Consider the following 15,774-nt stretch of genomic DNA (forward strand, 5'->3'; position numbering starts at 1 on the left):
CCCCATGCCCTTTGCCCCTTGCCCTATGCCCCTTGCCCTATGCCCCTTGCACTTTGCCCTTTGCGCTCTGTTGTTAATAAAAAAATCCTCCCAAAATCGTATCTACTTTAGTGTTAGTTAGTACTTTTGGCCAATGATGGAAAACGAAAAAACTATAACTGAAAAAACTGCAAAACCTTCTGCTGAAGCGAGATCAGCAGGGATCAGAACTCATGCAACAAGCTTTTTTGAATATGGCAAAGTCCCCCCACAGGCACTTGACCTCGAAGAGGCTGTGCTTGGCGGTTTGCTGCTCGAGCAAAATGCACTTTCGGCGGTGGTGGATTTTCTGAAACCTGATGTTTTTTACCTTGAAGCACACAAAAAGATTTATGCTGCTATCCAGGATCTGTTTGCCCGTCAAAAGCCCATTGACATGCTCACCGTGACCCATGAACTGAAAAGTAAAGGTGATCTGGAAATGGTAGGCGGCGCATTTTACATTGCCCAGCTTACAAGACGGGTGGCATCAGCAGCAAACATCGAATACCACGCGCGCATTGTGGTTCAGAAATATATCCAGCGCCGGCTTATCGAAATCGCTTCAGAAATTACAAAGGATGCTTTTGAGGAAACCATGGATGTTTTTGATCTGTTGGATAAAGCGGAACAAAAGCTTTTTGCAGTAAGCGAAAACAACCTTCGCCGCGACCACGCCGATATGCAGACGTTGGTGAGCGAAGCAGTAAAATATATCGAAAACGCGCGCAACTCCGACGGAAGTTATCGTGGTGTACCCTCCGGCTTTTCGGCGTTGGACCGCATTACTGCCGGGTGGCAAAACTCCGACCTGGTTGTCCTCGCAGCACGTCCGGGTATGGGTAAAACAGCTTTTGTCCTGTCGATGGCCAGAAACATCTCCGTTGACCTCAACCGTCCCGTTGCCTTTTTTTCACTCGAAATGGCCTCCATTCAACTGGTTACGCGTTTAATTGCCAGCGAAACCCGCCTTTCGGCAGACAAACTGAAAAAGGGCGAGTTACAGGAACACGAGTGGCAGCAACTCAACTCAAGGCTTAACAACCTGATGGTAGCTCCTTTGTATATTGACGACACCCCCGCTCTCACCATCTTTGAACTGAGGGCAAAAGCACGGCGGATGAAGCAGCAATATGGAATTCAGTTAATCATCATCGACTACATCCAACTGATGCAGGGAAGTGTGGACAAAGGCAACCGTGAGCAGGAGATCAGCAATATTTCCCGCTCCCTGAAAAGCTTAGCCAAGGAGCTTGACATCCCGATCATCGCACTTTCGCAGTTGAACCGCTCGGTAGAAACCAGAACAGGGTCAAAGAAGCCCATCCTCTCCGACCTGCGTGAATCCGGCGCCATTGAGCAGGATGCCGATATGGTACTCTTCATTTACCGGCCTGAGTATTATAAGTTCGATCAATTGGAGGATGGCAGTCCGTCAGCCGGTGTGGCACAGATCATCATTGCCAAGCATCGTAACGGCGCACTCGCTGATATCAATCTGCGTTTTAATGCACAGTTTGCGCAATTTACCGACTACGAAGATATTGCCTATCACCCGACAGGAGAGCGAATCTATCCAAACGAAAACTACGAAAGCAATGCCGTTATCCGACCTTCGAAGATGAATGATGAAGTAGAACATGAGCCCGTGGAAAGAGATTTCTTCACTGAAAATGATGACGATGAACTGGCTGAAGATGGAATGTCGAAAACTGCACCGTTTTAAAAAAACTTCCCATTAACGCTTGCCCCCAATCTCACCTGATCATTTTTCAACAAACCGGGTTGGTGTGCAAACTATAATTTCCCCTTGAACATTCTGTCAAATTTAACGTTCTTCAAAACAATATTTACACTTTCAGAACATTATACTCTGGAACATTGCAATTGACCGTGTATCCATGAAGAAATTAATTTTCACGCTAATATTTTCGTTTTTCATTTTATTCAGCCATGCAGCCTACCTGCTCATTCCGATGGACGCTACACAAAAGAACCATCTTAAAGCTTACGGAATTGCATTTTGGACGCTGGAGCGTGAAGTTGAACTAAGCTGGCTGCTCAATTATCGCGGGGGTAGTTTTATGTGCAGGTTTTATGAGCAAGTGGAAAATGAAATGAAAATTCGTGGCGTAAGTTTCGAGATTATTGCTGATGTTCAGGCAGCTCAGATTATTCGTGAAATCTCTGACCCCGAGGTTAACATGGATGAGATCAAATTGCACAAGGCCCCCAAAGTTGCCGTCTACAGTCCGAAAAATAAACTCCCCTGGGATGATGCCGTTACTTTGGCACTCACCTATGCTGAGATTCCTTACGATGTGATTTATGATATAGAGGTAATGGAAGGTGTTTTGCCCCTGTACGACTGGCTGCACCTGCATCATGAGGATTTCACGGGGCAGTATGGAAAATTCTGGAGGTCATTTCGCAATGCAGCCTGGTACCAGGAAGAAGTGCGTATTAACGAAGAAACAGCCCGAATGCTGGGATTTGACAAAGTGTCGGACATGAAACTCGCTGTTGCTAAAAAAATCCGAGACTTTGTGGCCGGAGGAGGCTACATGTTTTCGATGTGCTCGGCCCCTGACAGCTTTGATGTTGCCCTTGCTGCTGATGGTGTGGACATCGTGGATGTGATGTTCGATGGAGATCCGATTGACCCCGGCGCACAGAAAAAACTGAATTACGACAATACACTGGCATTCACGAATTTCAGCCTGATCACAAACCCAAACATTTACGAAATCTCCGATCTTGACGTTACCGAAAGCCGACCTCGCACCATTAACGAAAAGAACGACTTTTTTACCCTTTTTGATTTCTCTGCAAAATGGGACCCCGTACCTACCATGCTCTGCCAGAATCATATGCAGGTAATCAAAGGGTTTATGGGACAAACAACAGCCTTCAATAAGGACTTTATCAAACCCCAGGTGCTCATCATGGGTGAGTACAAAGCTGCCAACGAAGCCCGCTACATTCATGGTGAATATGGGAATGGAACCTTTACTTTCTTTGGGGGCCATGATCCTGAAGATTACCGTCATTTAGTCGGCGATCCTGCTACCGACCTCAATCTTTTTCCCAACTCCCCGGGATACCGGCTTATCCTCAACAATGTACTTTTCCCGGCTGCAAAGCAAAAGAAGAGAAAAACCTAAAAAGTCGGGGATATGACTTGCTCATGATTTTTTACTAAAGTTTTCTATTCTGTAAAAGAATTTGTTTGTAAAAAAATTTGTACTTTTACACCATTAAAACTCTCACATCATGAAAAAGCCATTCGCACTTTTTATTGCTTTTGTTATCATGTTCGCATCGATGAATACAAACGCACAGCAAGTCATCGCTTCGGCTGGAGGTTATTTCGAAAATGATAATGTTTCGTTGAGCTGGACAGTTGGCGAACCGGTGACCGAAACTTTTATTGGCGCCGAAATGATATTAACCCAGGGTTTTCAACAACCTTACAATTTCTACATTACTCAGTTGCTTAGTATTCCGGCTGGCTGGAGCGGTGTTTCCCTTTATGTTGACCCGGTGAATAAGGGCGTGGAAAGCATATTTGCTCCATATGAAGATGACTTTATCATCCTCGCTTCGATGACGCAATTTTATTACCCAACAGGAAATGTAAATACCATCGGCAACTGGAATATAGAAACCGGCTATCAGATTAAAGCCTCGAATGACTTCGATATTTCGATGACCGGAACCAAACTTTCAGATCCGACTCTTGATTTACAAATGGGCTGGAACCTAATGCCTGTTTTGGTTTCTTGTGGCACTCCTGTTTCGGATTTATTTTCCGGAGTAAACGGCCTGGAGATTGCCAAAGAAGTTGCAGGTGTTGGGGTTTACTGGCCTGAATATGGAATTTCAACCCTCTCTGATGTAGCCCCGGGGAAGGCCTACTGGGTGGCCATGAACAACAGCGCCACTATCACTTACCCCTCATGCACCAAAGGGCGAATTATTCCTCAGCATCCGACACAACCCACAAACAAATCACCCTGGAACGATCTGCACTTTACTGCTTTGTCCCATCCAATAGCGTTTCCTGCCGGAGTATTAGTCAACTCCGGTATCGAGCCTGGCGACATCATCGGTGTTTTTACTCCCGAGGGACTTTGCGCCGGTCAAACCGAAATCACAGATATAGGAGCAGGAACAGCTGTCATGGCTTTTTCAAATGACGAAACTACCGTTGAAAAGGATGGTTTTGCTGTGGGTGAAATGTTCCTTTTCAAGCTTTACAGCTACCTGTTGGATGAGGAGTTTGAACTGATTGTTGATTTTGACCAGTCGCTGCCAAATACCAATCAATTTGAAATTCAGGGTTTATCAGCGGTAAATGCTGTCACCTTACTCCCTACTTCGGTGAATAATCAGGAAAAGGTGGTGAGTGGTGTTTACCCTAATCCTTCCGATGGTCATTTCAACCTGGCCATGAGCCATTGGCCAGGTAATTTGTTCATCGAGCTGCTCGATTCCAAAGGAAGCATCCTCGATTCATTTACCCCAGGCAAAAAACTCAATGGCTCTTCCTACGAATTTAACCTTCAAAATCTCCACAGCGGCGTCTTTTTCCTCAAACTATCCGACCAAAACACCATCGAAATCAAGAAGGTGGTAATCCATTAATAAGTAATTTCAGGGTTGTGTTTATAGTGAATTCACCGATGTAACTGCTTTTAAGCCACGCGATGGATTTCTGGTCTTCTGAATTTCATAAAACTCATTTTTGGAAAGGCTCACCTAAGAAACATTCTAAATCTCGACGATTTTTCCGTCCGTTTTAAAAGTTTGTGCATTTTTGTTGATTATTTTTCCTGTAAACAAACTGTATAATTAAAATGGCTCAGGATGAACAACTTTCTACAAGTAATCGAATCAGGCATTAAATTCTACAACGAATATGTCGGCGGTTTTGCAGTGCTGCTGATGTTGATTCCTACCGGACTTTACTTCATTTTTAAACTCCGGTTTATCAACGTAACAAAACTCTTCCATTCCATAAACATCGTCCGGGGAAAGTACGATCATGCAGGAGATGCCGGGGATGTAAACCATTTTAAAGCGTTAACCACTGCCTTGTCAGCAACAGTAGGAACAGGTAACATTGTTGGAGTTGCTCTGGCTATCGGCTGGGGTGGGCCGGGTGCTGTGTTCTGGATGTGGGTTACCGGTTTTTTAGGGATGATTTTAAAATACACTGAATGCACGTTGGCTCACAAATACCGTAAATTCAATTCCGACGGCTCGGTGTCAGGCGGGCCGATGTATTACATGGAGCACGGCTTGAAAAGTATTATTGGAAAATATGCAAAAGTCATGGCTGTGATTTTTGCAGTAGCAGTGGTATTGTGCTCGCTTGGCACCGGGAACATGGCGCAGTCAAACTCCATGTCGGAAGCGCTGCTCGACACCTACAACATTCAGAAATGGATTTCCGGATTATTAATTACAGGTCTGGCGCTTCTGGTAGTCGTTGGCGGTATCAAAAGAATTGCCGAGGTTACAGCCCGGTTGGTTCCGATTATGGCCATCATTTACGTCGCCAGTGCGTTGCTGATTATTGGTATCGAATTTCAACGAATCCCTGAAGCGTTTATGATCATTTTCAGAGATGCCTTCACCGGACAGGGCGCTGCTGGTGGCTTTTTTGGCTCTGCATTCCTGCTGACCATGCTGATGGGTGTGCGTCGCGGGTTGTTTTCCAACGAAGCAGGACAAGGCTCCGCCGCAATTGCCCACGCTGCTGCAAAAACAGAGTGGCCCGCGCGTGAAGGATTGGTAGCCTCGCTTGAACCGCTGGTTGATACTATCATCATTTGTTCGCTCACAGCACTGATGATTATCCTGACAGGCACATGGGAAGGCGATCGCGAAGGAGTTAATATGACCACAAGAGCAATGGAAATTGGGCTCAACGACATTGGAATCACAGGAGTAGGAAAGCACATTGTTTCCGTTGGCCTGATGTTGTTTGCTTTTTCAACAATCATAAGCTGGTCGTACTACGGCGAAAGGGGCATTAACTATCTTTTGGGTGAAAAATATATTCAGCCTTATCGCTATGTCTATGGCGGTTTTATCTTCCTTGGATCTATCTGGGGTCTGGACCTGGTCTGGCATTTCGTAGATATGGTCATCACCTTTATGACTATCCCTAACCTGATCGCCCTCATTCTGTTAGCTCCGGTAGTCATGTCCGAAACAAAAAATTATTTTGCAGCCATGAAAAAGCTGGAACATAAAAAAAGCAAATAACCCTCTGATGTACCGGAATGCACTGATCATCATCGCAATCGTAATTCTCACCCTGTCAACTGTAGTTGCCGGCGCCCAGGCACAGGTAGCCGATCGCCCGGTTGAGACGATCCCTGATCATGAAATCCAGCAACTAACCATCAGCCAGCAGATCAATCAGTTGTTCACTCCATTTGTTGATGCATTGGCCAAGGTGCTCTTTTGGGATCCGTTTTCGGCAGCCGGAATGTATGATAAGACAGTCAGGGATGAGTATGGCAATCCTTTGCTGAACGAAAGCGGTCAGTTTGTTGAAGCCCCTTTGAAACTGATCGTCGTGTGGCTCATCTTTGGCGGATTATTTTTTACGGTATTTATGCGCTTTATTAATATTCGCGGCTTTGCTCATGCCATCAGACTGATTCGCGGAAAATACAACAAGCCGGGAGATGGTGGCGAAGTTTCCCATTTCCAGGCATTGACAACTGCATTATCAGCAACGGTTGGGCTTGGAAATATTGCCGGTGTTGCGATTGCTGTGGCTATTGGCGGTCCCGGCGCTACAATCTGGATGATCCTTGCAGGTTTACTTGGGATGTCGTCGAAATTTGTTGAATGTACGCTGGGTGTGAAATACCGGAAAATCAACGAAAATGGAGAGGTTTCGGGAGGCGCCATGTATTACCTACGCGATGGGTTGAAAAAGAAAAACCTCGGAATCCTCGGCCATATCCTTGCCGTTACTTTTGCCATACTTGTTATTGGCGGTTCGGTGGGAGGTGGTAATATGCTACAGGCCAATCAGGCATTCAAGCAGTTTGAGACTTTCTTTCCCACGATGCAAAATCAGGGATTCTGGTATGGTGTGGCGATGGCGGTTTTGGTTGGAATTGTAATTATTGGCGGGATTAAGAGTATTGCAAAAGTCACCTCAAAAGTAGTCCCTTTCATGGCGCTGCTTTATGTTGGCACCTCATTGATCATCATCGGGATGAACATCAGCAACCTGCCACATGCCTTCGCGATCATCTGGAACGGAGCTTTTTCTGCAGAGGCTGTTCGGGGTGGATTTATCGGCGTTTTGATTTTTGGATTTCAGCGGGGCGCCTTCTCCAATGAAGCCGGCGTCGGATCAGCCTCCATCGCACATGCCGCAGCCCGCACCAATGAGCCGGTGAGCGAAGGGATCGTAGCTCTGCTCGAACCCTTTGTAGATACCGTGATCATCTGCACCATGACCGCGCTGGTGATCATCTTCACCGGTTTTGCCGAAGACACCAGGGGACTTACCGGCGTTGAATTAACCTCGGTCGCCTTCGGATCGGTATTCACCTGGTTCCCTTACCTGCTGCTGATTGCCGTTACGCTCTTTGCTTTTTCTACCATGATCTCCTGGTCTTACTACGGGCAAAAAGGCTTCGACTATCTGTTCGGCGGTTACAGCCAGAAACTCTTCAAAACCCGCCGTGTTTCCGATACCATCTTTCAACTGATCTTCCTGCTGGCCATCATCATTGGCGCCTCCTCCTCGCTCAACGCTGTGATGGACTTCTCCGATATGATGGTGCTCTGCATGGCCTTCCCCAACATCATCGGCCTGCTGATCCTTGCTCCGGAGGTGAAACGGGATTTGAAACATTACTGGATTAAATTAAAGAGTGGAGAGTTAGGCCGTTAGGTCGACCTTCATCAAAAGTCAACCACATTTGTAAACAAAAAAGAGGCTGTCTTAAAAGTCTTTCAACCAGATCTTCAACGATTTGCTCACGGAATTTATCCCGATAAAGTCGGGTGGGGTAATTGAATGCTTAAAATCAAATTTAGGATGTTTTCCGGCATGCACTAAATGGCTGAAATGAATGTTTAACATGCATGAATCAAATCAAAAGTGTTGTCATATTTAGTTTTTCAGGCACAGGGAATGCAAGGCAGATTGCGTTATGGCTATGTGAATTTGCCGCTAAACAGCATATTGACTACCAGCTTTTCAACATTGCCAAAACTGATAGGATTTCAATTGACAGGTTGCATCCTGAAACATTGATTGTCATTATTTCTCCCGTTCATGGTTTCAACTTCCCAAAAATAACCCTCGACTTCATCCAACGCTTTCCAAAAGGAAAGAATAACGTTGTCCTGATGAATACAAGAGCCGGTATGAAACTGGGCAGGTTTGTCACGCCGGGGCTGACGGGTATTGCCTTTATATTATCTACACTATTGTTAAAGGCAAAGGGCTACAGCATTGTCGGGCAAATTCCTTTTGATATGCCTTCAAATTGGATTTCAATTCATCCTGCACTTACAAGCCATGCAGTAAAATTCCTGCATGAAAAGAGTTATCACCGCGTTGAGAAACACTCAGAGAGAATATTTTCCGGCGTACCTGATTTTCTGTCCTACAGGGACTTAGTTCAGGATATATTGATATCCCCGGTTGCATTAGGCTATTATCTTGCCGGCAGATTTGTTTTTTCGAAATCCTATTACGCTTCCAACGATTGCGATCATTGCGGGTTATGTATAAAACAATGCCCTGTGAAAGCAATCAAGACTGTAAACGACCGGCCTTACTGGACATTTCATTGTGAAAGTTGTATGAGATGCATGAATTCTTGCCCGAAAAATGCAATTGAAACAGCTCATGGTCTATTTGCAGTAACAAGTATTTCAGGTTCGGTCCTGACCACGATTTTGATTAATAACCTCTTAAAAATCAGTGTGCAATCGGGATTTGTCAGATTAACCCTATTTACCATTGTGTTCTTTGCAATATTGTGGCTATTTTACAAAGGTCAGCATTTACTGCTAAGGAGCAAACTGTTGGCAAAATTGATTGTGTTTACCTCGTTGACCCATTATACATTCTGGGGAAGATACAAATCAATTCCTGATGACCAATGGAAAAAATAAGCGCTGACCAGGCCATGCTGACTCCCGCACCATACAGGATTGTTTGCATTAAGTCCGTATGCTAATCCACAAATGACTTTTCTCCGGGACGGAATGCGATACGCTGCGGTGCTCTGCGCCTTCTTTGCGTATCTCAGCGGTAAAAAAAAACTGAACCGCAGAGAGCCGCAGAGTTTTTACGCAGAGAACCGCAAAGCAAAAGACTTTAGAAACTTAGAGCCTTCTGCCACAGGCATCACTTTGTGAGTGGCAAACTTAATTCTGGCCACAAAGACCCGAAGACACAAAGAATAAAACTTTGGCGCTAAGCTAAACTAACTCCCACAAATACAGGATTGTTTGCATTAAGTCCGTACGCTAATCCACAAATGACTTTTCTCCGTGACGGAATGCAATACGCTGCGGTAAAAAGAAAGCTGAACCGCAGAGAGCCGCAGAGTTTTTACGCAGAGAACCGCAGAGTTTTGATTTCCAGCTATTCGCGTCTTAGTGCTTCGGCGGTGACATAAAAAACAATCTCTTTTCACACAACAATTGGTGTTGAAATGACTCCTCACGCCCGGGGATGTATTCTCCGAAACGTACACTGCCAAAAACGAAGCGCTTTTCGCACTGGCACAAAACCGGAAAGGCATTGAAATAAACTTCAAAAAAAAGTTTGGTGGTTAAAAATAACTTCTATTTTTGTGAGATGAAGATTTTAAGCGTTGGGTTGTAAGTAGTGAGTTCATTCATTATTAACCATCTAATTCATTTTCTTTATGAGCATTCATTACAAAACCACGGCAGATTGGAACTTTCTGGAAACCGCCGATGCCGTTACCGCTGCCACCATCAAAGGAGCAAAGATCGTTTACCGCCCCGGCGGCGAACTTAAAAACATGCTCAAAACACTCAAATACGAGAAGAAAGCATGATGCAAATTTACAAACGCAAAAGGTAACACGATGCATATGGGTAGAATACTCAGAAAGTGTCAGAATTATTCGATACTTCTTGGCTACCTTTGCCTTGAAAACAATGAATAAATTGTTTAGTATTAAATTCAACTTCAATGAAGACATGAAATTATGAAAAAATTTGGAACTTTCTTGATAACGAATCTTCTTTTGATAAGCGCAGTGCTATGTCAGGAAAACATTACTTCATTAAATGATTGCGACGAAGTTCAATACATTCGACAAACAGAAAAGCCATCATTCGTATCAATGTTAGCTGGGGTGAAAAATGCCGTTATTGGCAACAAGCCGACAAATGATATTGAAAACCAAGTATATTATGCTTTAGAAAAGTATTTAAAAAATATGGGGTTTGAAAAAATTCAGTATTTCGATGAGTATTATGTTCCACCAAAGCATTTCGGAGATGACATATTTGTTGGTGTTACATATACTTACGACTATTCGTACTATAATGTTGGTTTGGAATGGACAAGTATTGGCACTGGATATGCTTGGAAAATGGGATCAAATAAAACTGCAAAAATCAACATGAACGCTTCACAGAATTTCTATAAAATACTTATAGATATTTATGGACATGCGAAACCAGTTTTTAACCCGGATAAAAGAATAGATTTTCAAAAATGGAAAACCTGTTGGACTGAAAATAAAATAACTGAAGACTTTAAGAATAATGGATTAGATAATATTGAAGGAATTTATGAAACAAATTCAAGCAGTAGTGGAAATTATCGTTTAGCACTAAAGAAATTGAAAGGCAACTACCACCTTATTTATTTATCGGGCGGAAGTAATCCCGGGAACTGGAATGAAGGTGAAATAAAAGCTATATTAACACCAACTGCAACTCCATTCCTTTATAAAGCAAAATGGATAACGGCGAGAAAGCAAGAAAACGATTCATTTTTTGTATCATTTGAAAACGGGTTAATGAAAGTTATAGGTGATAACAATGAAACTGATTTGTATATTAAAATGTATCCATCAGCCAGTGATAATTCAACATCAAATTCATCAAATCTATCTTCAGGAACTGGTTTTGCGATTTCATCAAATGGTATAATTGTAACAAACTATCATGTAATTGATGGTGCTAAAACTATCAAAGTTCATGGTGTTCATTCAGATTTCAACAAAACATATAATGCAAAAATTCTTGTGTCTGACAAAAATAATGACCTTGCGTTAATTCAAATTGATGACAATGATTTTATTTCACTTGGCTCAATTCCTTACACTGTTAAAACAGGACTTGCTGGAGTTGGCGAAGATATTTTTGTTTTAGGTTATCCGTTAAGAGCAACGATGGGTGATGAGATAAAACTCACGAACGGGATAGTCAGTTCTCGTACAGGTTTTCAAGGTGATATTACATCTTACCAAATATCAGCACCAGTTCAGCCAGGGAATAGTGGTGGTCCACTTTTCGACAGTCAAGGAAATTTGATAGGAATAATCAATGCAAAGCACGTTGGAGCAGAAAATGCTTCGTATGCTGTCAAAGCAAGTTATTTAACAAATTTGCTTGACTTATTACAAAGCCCTCCAAAACTTCAAACGGTAAATTCGTTGTCAGGTATGACTTTAACTCAACAGGTAGAATTAGTAAAGAGATTTGTTTATATAATTGAAACGGAATGAAAGAAATGCAGCCCAAAACAAAGTATAGCAGCAATACGGGTTTAAATGGTACCTCAAACATTCTACCTCACTTAAGCTTCTCTTTAGGAAGCCAGGTAAGCAGCCTGCAATCCCATACTGCTGCGCCACTTAAACAGTGGCAGCAATTTGATAACACATATTGATCAAGAAGAAATGATTGAAGCAACATTTAGACAAATCATTGAACAATACATCTGTCCAATTTTGACAGGTTCAACAATTGGAGAAGTAGTTGAACCGTCTTCGAAGTCGGACCTTGCAACATTGCAAAAAGGGGGGCAAGTAATGCACCTCAGACCTGAAAGAGGTTCTGATTTTAAAATTTCAATTTCACGACCACAACCGTTTACATTACCGGACAAGAAAATTGTAAATTCCATAATTGGTGAAATAGTTGAGAATTATGGTAAGGTTGGTGATAAATACAACCAAAGAATAATTTCTTATGCTGTTGAAATCGGCATTTGTAAATACATCTCACCCGACAACTACAATTTGCTATTCGATGTTTTAGACGGTTTTGACACTTGGGCAACAAGAACATATGAAGGAAGAAAAGTTACATTCAGTATCCTAATTGATTTCGAAGATAACAAAGCTGTTTCCAGCGAGTATCCTCACATAAGGAATATATTTCAAGAAGACTTTTGTGCTTTGCTTTCTAATAGTGTTGACACATGTATCAAAATTTCATTAACAGGTGCATTATTAGAGTATTTAAAGTTAACCGAGCCTGCAAATCAACCATTTACTCCTCAAAGATTTAACTCAATAGCTAATTCAGCCGCTGCGGACAATAAAATTTGTATCACTCTCACTACAAATGGAGAAATACTTGTTTTCCAAAAAAATAATTTGGTTTTTTCAAAAAGAAGAAGCATTTGGAACTACTTTAATCACGAACCAGTGCTGAAAAAAATTGCTGGTGGTTCTAAATATACAGATGAAGATGCTCGTAAAGCTGTTTATGAAACTATCTTGGATGTTTCATTTTCTAGGACAGGAGGTTGTATAGCATTTATAAGAACCACATCAATAAAAAAGTTAATCGAAGAAAAAATAGTACAGAAAACTGATTTGATAAGTGAAGGTTTATCTGTAAAAAGCCAAGCAATAAGACGACTGGTTAATGGTAGAAATTTTCAAAATTTAGAACGTGTTCTTAGAAAAGAGTTGTTAGGTATCGATGGCGCTACAATTATTGATTATAATGGAAAAATAATTGCAGTTGGTGCAATTATCAAAATACGGGCTGGCAGCACTGGAGGTGGCAGACTTGCTGCAACAAAAACACTCTCCGAGTTTGGGACAGCTATAAAAATTTCTTCGGACGGAATGGTAAAAGGATTTAAAAGTAGTAATGATGTATTGGAAGTACTGTTTTCATTCGGATAGAGAGGCGCATACTTTCTACAGGTGTTTGGCATAATGTGAGTGACATGGTTAAGTATCGCTCATTGCCTATATTCGGCTTTTGTGCAGGCTTACGGTTTAATGTTTATAAGTCCGCCACTGCGCCAAGCGCCAAAACGTTTGACACAAATTAGAAAACCTAATCATGAGTAAAAAGGAAGACAATATTGAGTTAAATCAAAAACAGATCAAAAAAGGAACTGAAAAAGGATTGAAGAAATACAAGAAACTTGGTTTCTTTGAAGAATACGCTATGTTCATGGGGGTTGCTCAACTATTAGAACTTGGATTAAAGAATTTATTAGTCGAAAAGTTTGACTACACTCAAGATAGCTTAGAATGGAAAACTCTCGGTCAGACAAAAAAAGAACTTGAAAAAGTTAAGCTCCGACCAGATTTCTTGAAACTTTTAGAAAGTGTCGTTGACTATAGGAACTACATAGCACATGAAATTCTTGCAAATCGTGGAATTTACTTAGCAATTGCAGGTGATCTAATTCCAGATGGATACTATGATAAAGAACATCGCCATCTCCATAAAGCGATTTACGAATTGGAACAATTAGTCTTCCTATTTCAATGGACATATGAAAATGACGCTTGGTAAAAAACTTTGCCCAACAACGAATAAGACTCAGACGCAGCCGTAAAATATAGACTGTCCTTTCAGGTTGAAGAACTTACGGCTGCGTCCAAAACGTTTACCTTCGTCCCGGTTTTCCTTTTCTTTTTGTATCAAAAAACGATTTTCCACCTTTATCCCAGCTCCCTTTTTCTTTCTTCCCTTTTTTATCGGGTTTGTCGGTGCGCGGAGGCTCGGCAGGCTCCACATGCACTCCGGTTTTGTTTAACCGCTGGTTGGCAAACGCCGACATGACCAGTTCATCAGAATCGCTGCTGATTTCGAGGAAGGAGAAGTTGTCTTTGATGTCGATGCGGCCTATTTTCACGTCGCGGGTGCGGGTCACTTCGTTCACCAGCCCGATCAGTTTGGGCACGGTCATTTTGTCTTTACGGCCTACGCTGAAAAACAAGCGGGTAAAGCCGGCTTCTTTGCCAGCGGGGCGTTCTTTGGTGGCACGGCGTTCGCGTTTGCTCTGGCGGCCTTCTTCCTTATCCCACTTGTTGTAGCTTCCGCTTTCGTCCACGTTGATGTCTTCGGCGTCGCGGTAATAGTCGAGGAAGCGGTTAAATTCGAGCGAGACAAAGCGCTTGATGATCTCCTCGCGGTTCATCCATTCGAGCTTGCGGTAGATCACCGGCAGGAAGGAGTCAATTTCTTCATTTTTCAGGTCCACTTTTTCCATGTTGTCAATCATGTGGAAGAGTTGTTTTTCGCACACCTGCACCCCTGTTGGGATCTTGGCCTTGGCAAATTCCTGTCCAACGAGTTTGCTGATCAGCCGGATTTTTCCTTTTTCCTTCAGGTTGATGATGCTGACGCTGGTTCCTGTTTTGTCGGCTCTGCCGGTGCGTCCGCTGCGGTGGAGGTAAATCTCCGCTTCGTCGGGGAGGTTGTAGTTGATCACGTGGGTGAGGTCGGTTACATCTAGGCCGCGGGCAGCCACGTCGGTGGCTACGAGCATCTGCAGGTTACGGCTGCGGAAGCGGTTCATCACGTGGTCGCGCTGTGCCTGCGAGAGGTCGCCGTGCAGCGAGTCGGCGTTGTATCCGTCGCGGATGAGCGAGTCGGCGATTTCCTGTGTTTCGCGGCGTGTGCGGCAAAAGACAATGGCATAAATGTTCGGGTTGAAGTCGGCAACGCGTTTCAATGCAACATAACGATCTCTGGCCTGAACCAGATAATAAATGTGTCGTACGTTGGCCGTTCCCTTGTTGCGTTGCCCGATGGTTTTGATCACCGGGTTGCGCATGTATTTTACCAGAATGCGTTCCACCTGGTCGGGTAAAGTGGCCGAAAAGAGCAGGGTGTGCTTGTCTTCGGGCATGGTCTGAAGGATGGTGTCCACATCTTCCTGAAAGCCCATGTCGAGCATTTCGTCGGCTTCGTCAAGGATGGCCCAGATCACTTCGCTCAGATCCACCTTGCGGCGGCGGATCATGTCGTTCATCCGGCCTGGGGTGCCAACGATGATGTGTGGCGTGTCGGCCAGCTGTTTAAACTGTGTTTCGATACTCGAGCCGCCATATACGGCCACGATTTTGACTTTCGGCATGAAGGCGGCGTATTTCCCCAGATCACTTGCAATCTGAAGGCACAGCTCGCGGGTTGGGCAAAGCACTACCGCCTGTGTTTTGCGGAGTGAAGTATCAATAAGCTGCAGCACGGGCAATCCGAAGGCTGCTGTTTTGCCGGTTCCGGTTTGTGCAAGGCCAACGATGTCGGTGGGATTTTCCAGTAAGAGAGGGATAATTTCGGCCTGCACAGGCATTGGTTCACTAAATCCGAGGGCCGCTACCGCTTGTTGGAGGGCAGGACTTAGTCCAAGTTCTTGAAAATTAAGCATAAAAATAGAATAAAATTGAGGCGGCAAAGGTAGGGTAATTAATTGTAGTGGGAATTTTTTTTGTAGGGGAAAGGGGCAGGGGG

11 protein-coding genes are annotated in these 15,774 nt (G+C 43.5%); 10 read left to right on the top strand and 1 reads right to left on the bottom strand.

Annotation, left to right across the window (positions count from 1 at the left end):
- Positions 1-136 precede the first annotated feature (136 nt).
- The 10 genes from dnaB (at position 137) to IH598_02305 (ending at position 13,830) form a co-directional block, all read left to right on the top strand.
- Positions 137-1,744, top strand: coding sequence for a replicative DNA helicase (dnaB, locus tag IH598_02260; protein ID MBE0637326.1), 1,608 nt, complete (start codon positions 137-139; stop codon positions 1,742-1,744).
- A gap of 175 nt (positions 1,745-1,919) precedes the next feature.
- Complete coding sequence (locus IH598_02265; GenBank protein MBE0637327.1) at positions 1,920-3,182, top strand: asparagine synthetase B; 1,263 nt, start codon at positions 1,920-1,922, stop codon at positions 3,180-3,182.
- Positions 3,183-3,291: 109 nt separating this feature from the next.
- Entirely contained in the window at positions 3,292-4,665 is a 1,374-nt protein-coding gene (locus IH598_02270) for a T9SS type A sorting domain-containing protein (GenBank protein MBE0637328.1), read from the top strand.
- 222 nt (positions 4,666-4,887) lie between these two features.
- Positions 4,888-6,294: a sodium:alanine symporter family protein gene (locus IH598_02275; protein MBE0637329.1), complete on the top strand. Its 1,407-nt coding sequence runs from the start codon at positions 4,888-4,890 to the stop codon at positions 6,292-6,294.
- Positions 6,295-6,301: 7 nt separating this feature from the next.
- Complete coding sequence (locus tag IH598_02280; GenBank protein MBE0637330.1) at positions 6,302-7,951, top strand: alanine:cation symporter family protein; 1,650 nt, start codon at positions 6,302-6,304, stop codon at positions 7,949-7,951.
- 194 nt (positions 7,952-8,145) lie between these two features.
- Positions 8,146-9,186 (top strand): 4Fe-4S binding protein, encoded by a 1,041-nt coding sequence (locus IH598_02285; protein MBE0637331.1) that lies wholly within the window; start codon positions 8,146-8,148, stop codon positions 9,184-9,186.
- Between the two features lie 761 nt (positions 9,187-9,947).
- Positions 9,948-10,103: a hypothetical protein gene (locus IH598_02290; protein MBE0637332.1), complete on the top strand. Its 156-nt coding sequence runs from the start codon at positions 9,948-9,950 to the stop codon at positions 10,101-10,103.
- A gap of 153 nt (positions 10,104-10,256) precedes the next feature.
- Positions 10,257-11,789 (top strand): trypsin-like peptidase domain-containing protein, encoded by a 1,533-nt coding sequence (locus tag IH598_02295; GenBank protein MBE0637333.1) that lies wholly within the window; start codon positions 10,257-10,259, stop codon positions 11,787-11,789.
- A 147-nt stretch (positions 11,790-11,936) separates the two neighbouring features.
- A complete protein-coding gene (locus IH598_02300) occupies positions 11,937-13,205 on the top strand; it encodes a hypothetical protein (GenBank protein ID MBE0637334.1) in 1,269 nt (422 codons plus the stop codon).
- 163 nt (positions 13,206-13,368) lie between these two features.
- Complete coding sequence (locus tag IH598_02305; protein MBE0637335.1) at positions 13,369-13,830, top strand: hypothetical protein; 462 nt, start codon at positions 13,369-13,371, stop codon at positions 13,828-13,830.
- A 94-nt stretch (positions 13,831-13,924) separates the two neighbouring features.
- Here the strand turns inward: IH598_02305 and IH598_02310 are convergent, their stop codons facing one another.
- Positions 13,925-15,691, bottom strand: coding sequence for a DEAD/DEAH box helicase (locus tag IH598_02310; protein MBE0637336.1), 1,767 nt, complete (start codon positions 15,689-15,691; stop codon positions 13,925-13,927).
- Positions 15,692-15,774 lie beyond the last annotated feature (83 nt).

The organism is Bacteroidales bacterium, assembly GCA_014860585.1.
GTDB lineage: Bacteria > Bacteroidota > Bacteroidia > Bacteroidales > 4484-276 > RZYY01.

What these genes read in the sequence shown, in the direction of transcription:
- dnaB (MBE0637326.1), top strand. Translation starts at nt 137, where the DNA reads ATGGAAAACGAAAAAACTATAACTGAAAAAACTGCAAAACCTTCTGCT.
- IH598_02265 (MBE0637327.1), top strand. Translation starts at nt 1,920, where the DNA reads ATGAAGAAATTAATTTTCACGCTAATATTTTCGTTTTTCATTTTATTC.
- IH598_02270 (MBE0637328.1), top strand. Translation starts at nt 3,292, where the DNA reads ATGAAAAAGCCATTCGCACTTTTTATTGCTTTTGTTATCATGTTCGCA.
- IH598_02275 (MBE0637329.1), top strand. Translation starts at nt 4,888, where the DNA reads ATGAACAACTTTCTACAAGTAATCGAATCAGGCATTAAATTCTACAAC.
- IH598_02280 (MBE0637330.1), top strand. Translation starts at nt 6,302, where the DNA reads ATGTACCGGAATGCACTGATCATCATCGCAATCGTAATTCTCACCCTG.
- IH598_02285 (MBE0637331.1), top strand. Translation starts at nt 8,146, where the DNA reads ATGAATCAAATCAAAAGTGTTGTCATATTTAGTTTTTCAGGCACAGGG.
- IH598_02290 (MBE0637332.1), top strand. Translation starts at nt 9,948, where the DNA reads ATGAGCATTCATTACAAAACCACGGCAGATTGGAACTTTCTGGAAACC.
- IH598_02295 (MBE0637333.1), top strand. Translation starts at nt 10,257, where the DNA reads ATGAAAAAATTTGGAACTTTCTTGATAACGAATCTTCTTTTGATAAGC.
- IH598_02305 (MBE0637335.1), top strand. Translation starts at nt 13,369, where the DNA reads ATGAGTAAAAAGGAAGACAATATTGAGTTAAATCAAAAACAGATCAAA.
- IH598_02310 (MBE0637336.1), bottom strand. Translation starts at nt 15,691, where the DNA reads ATGCTTAATTTTCAAGAACTTGGACTAAGTCCTGCCCTCCAACAAGCG.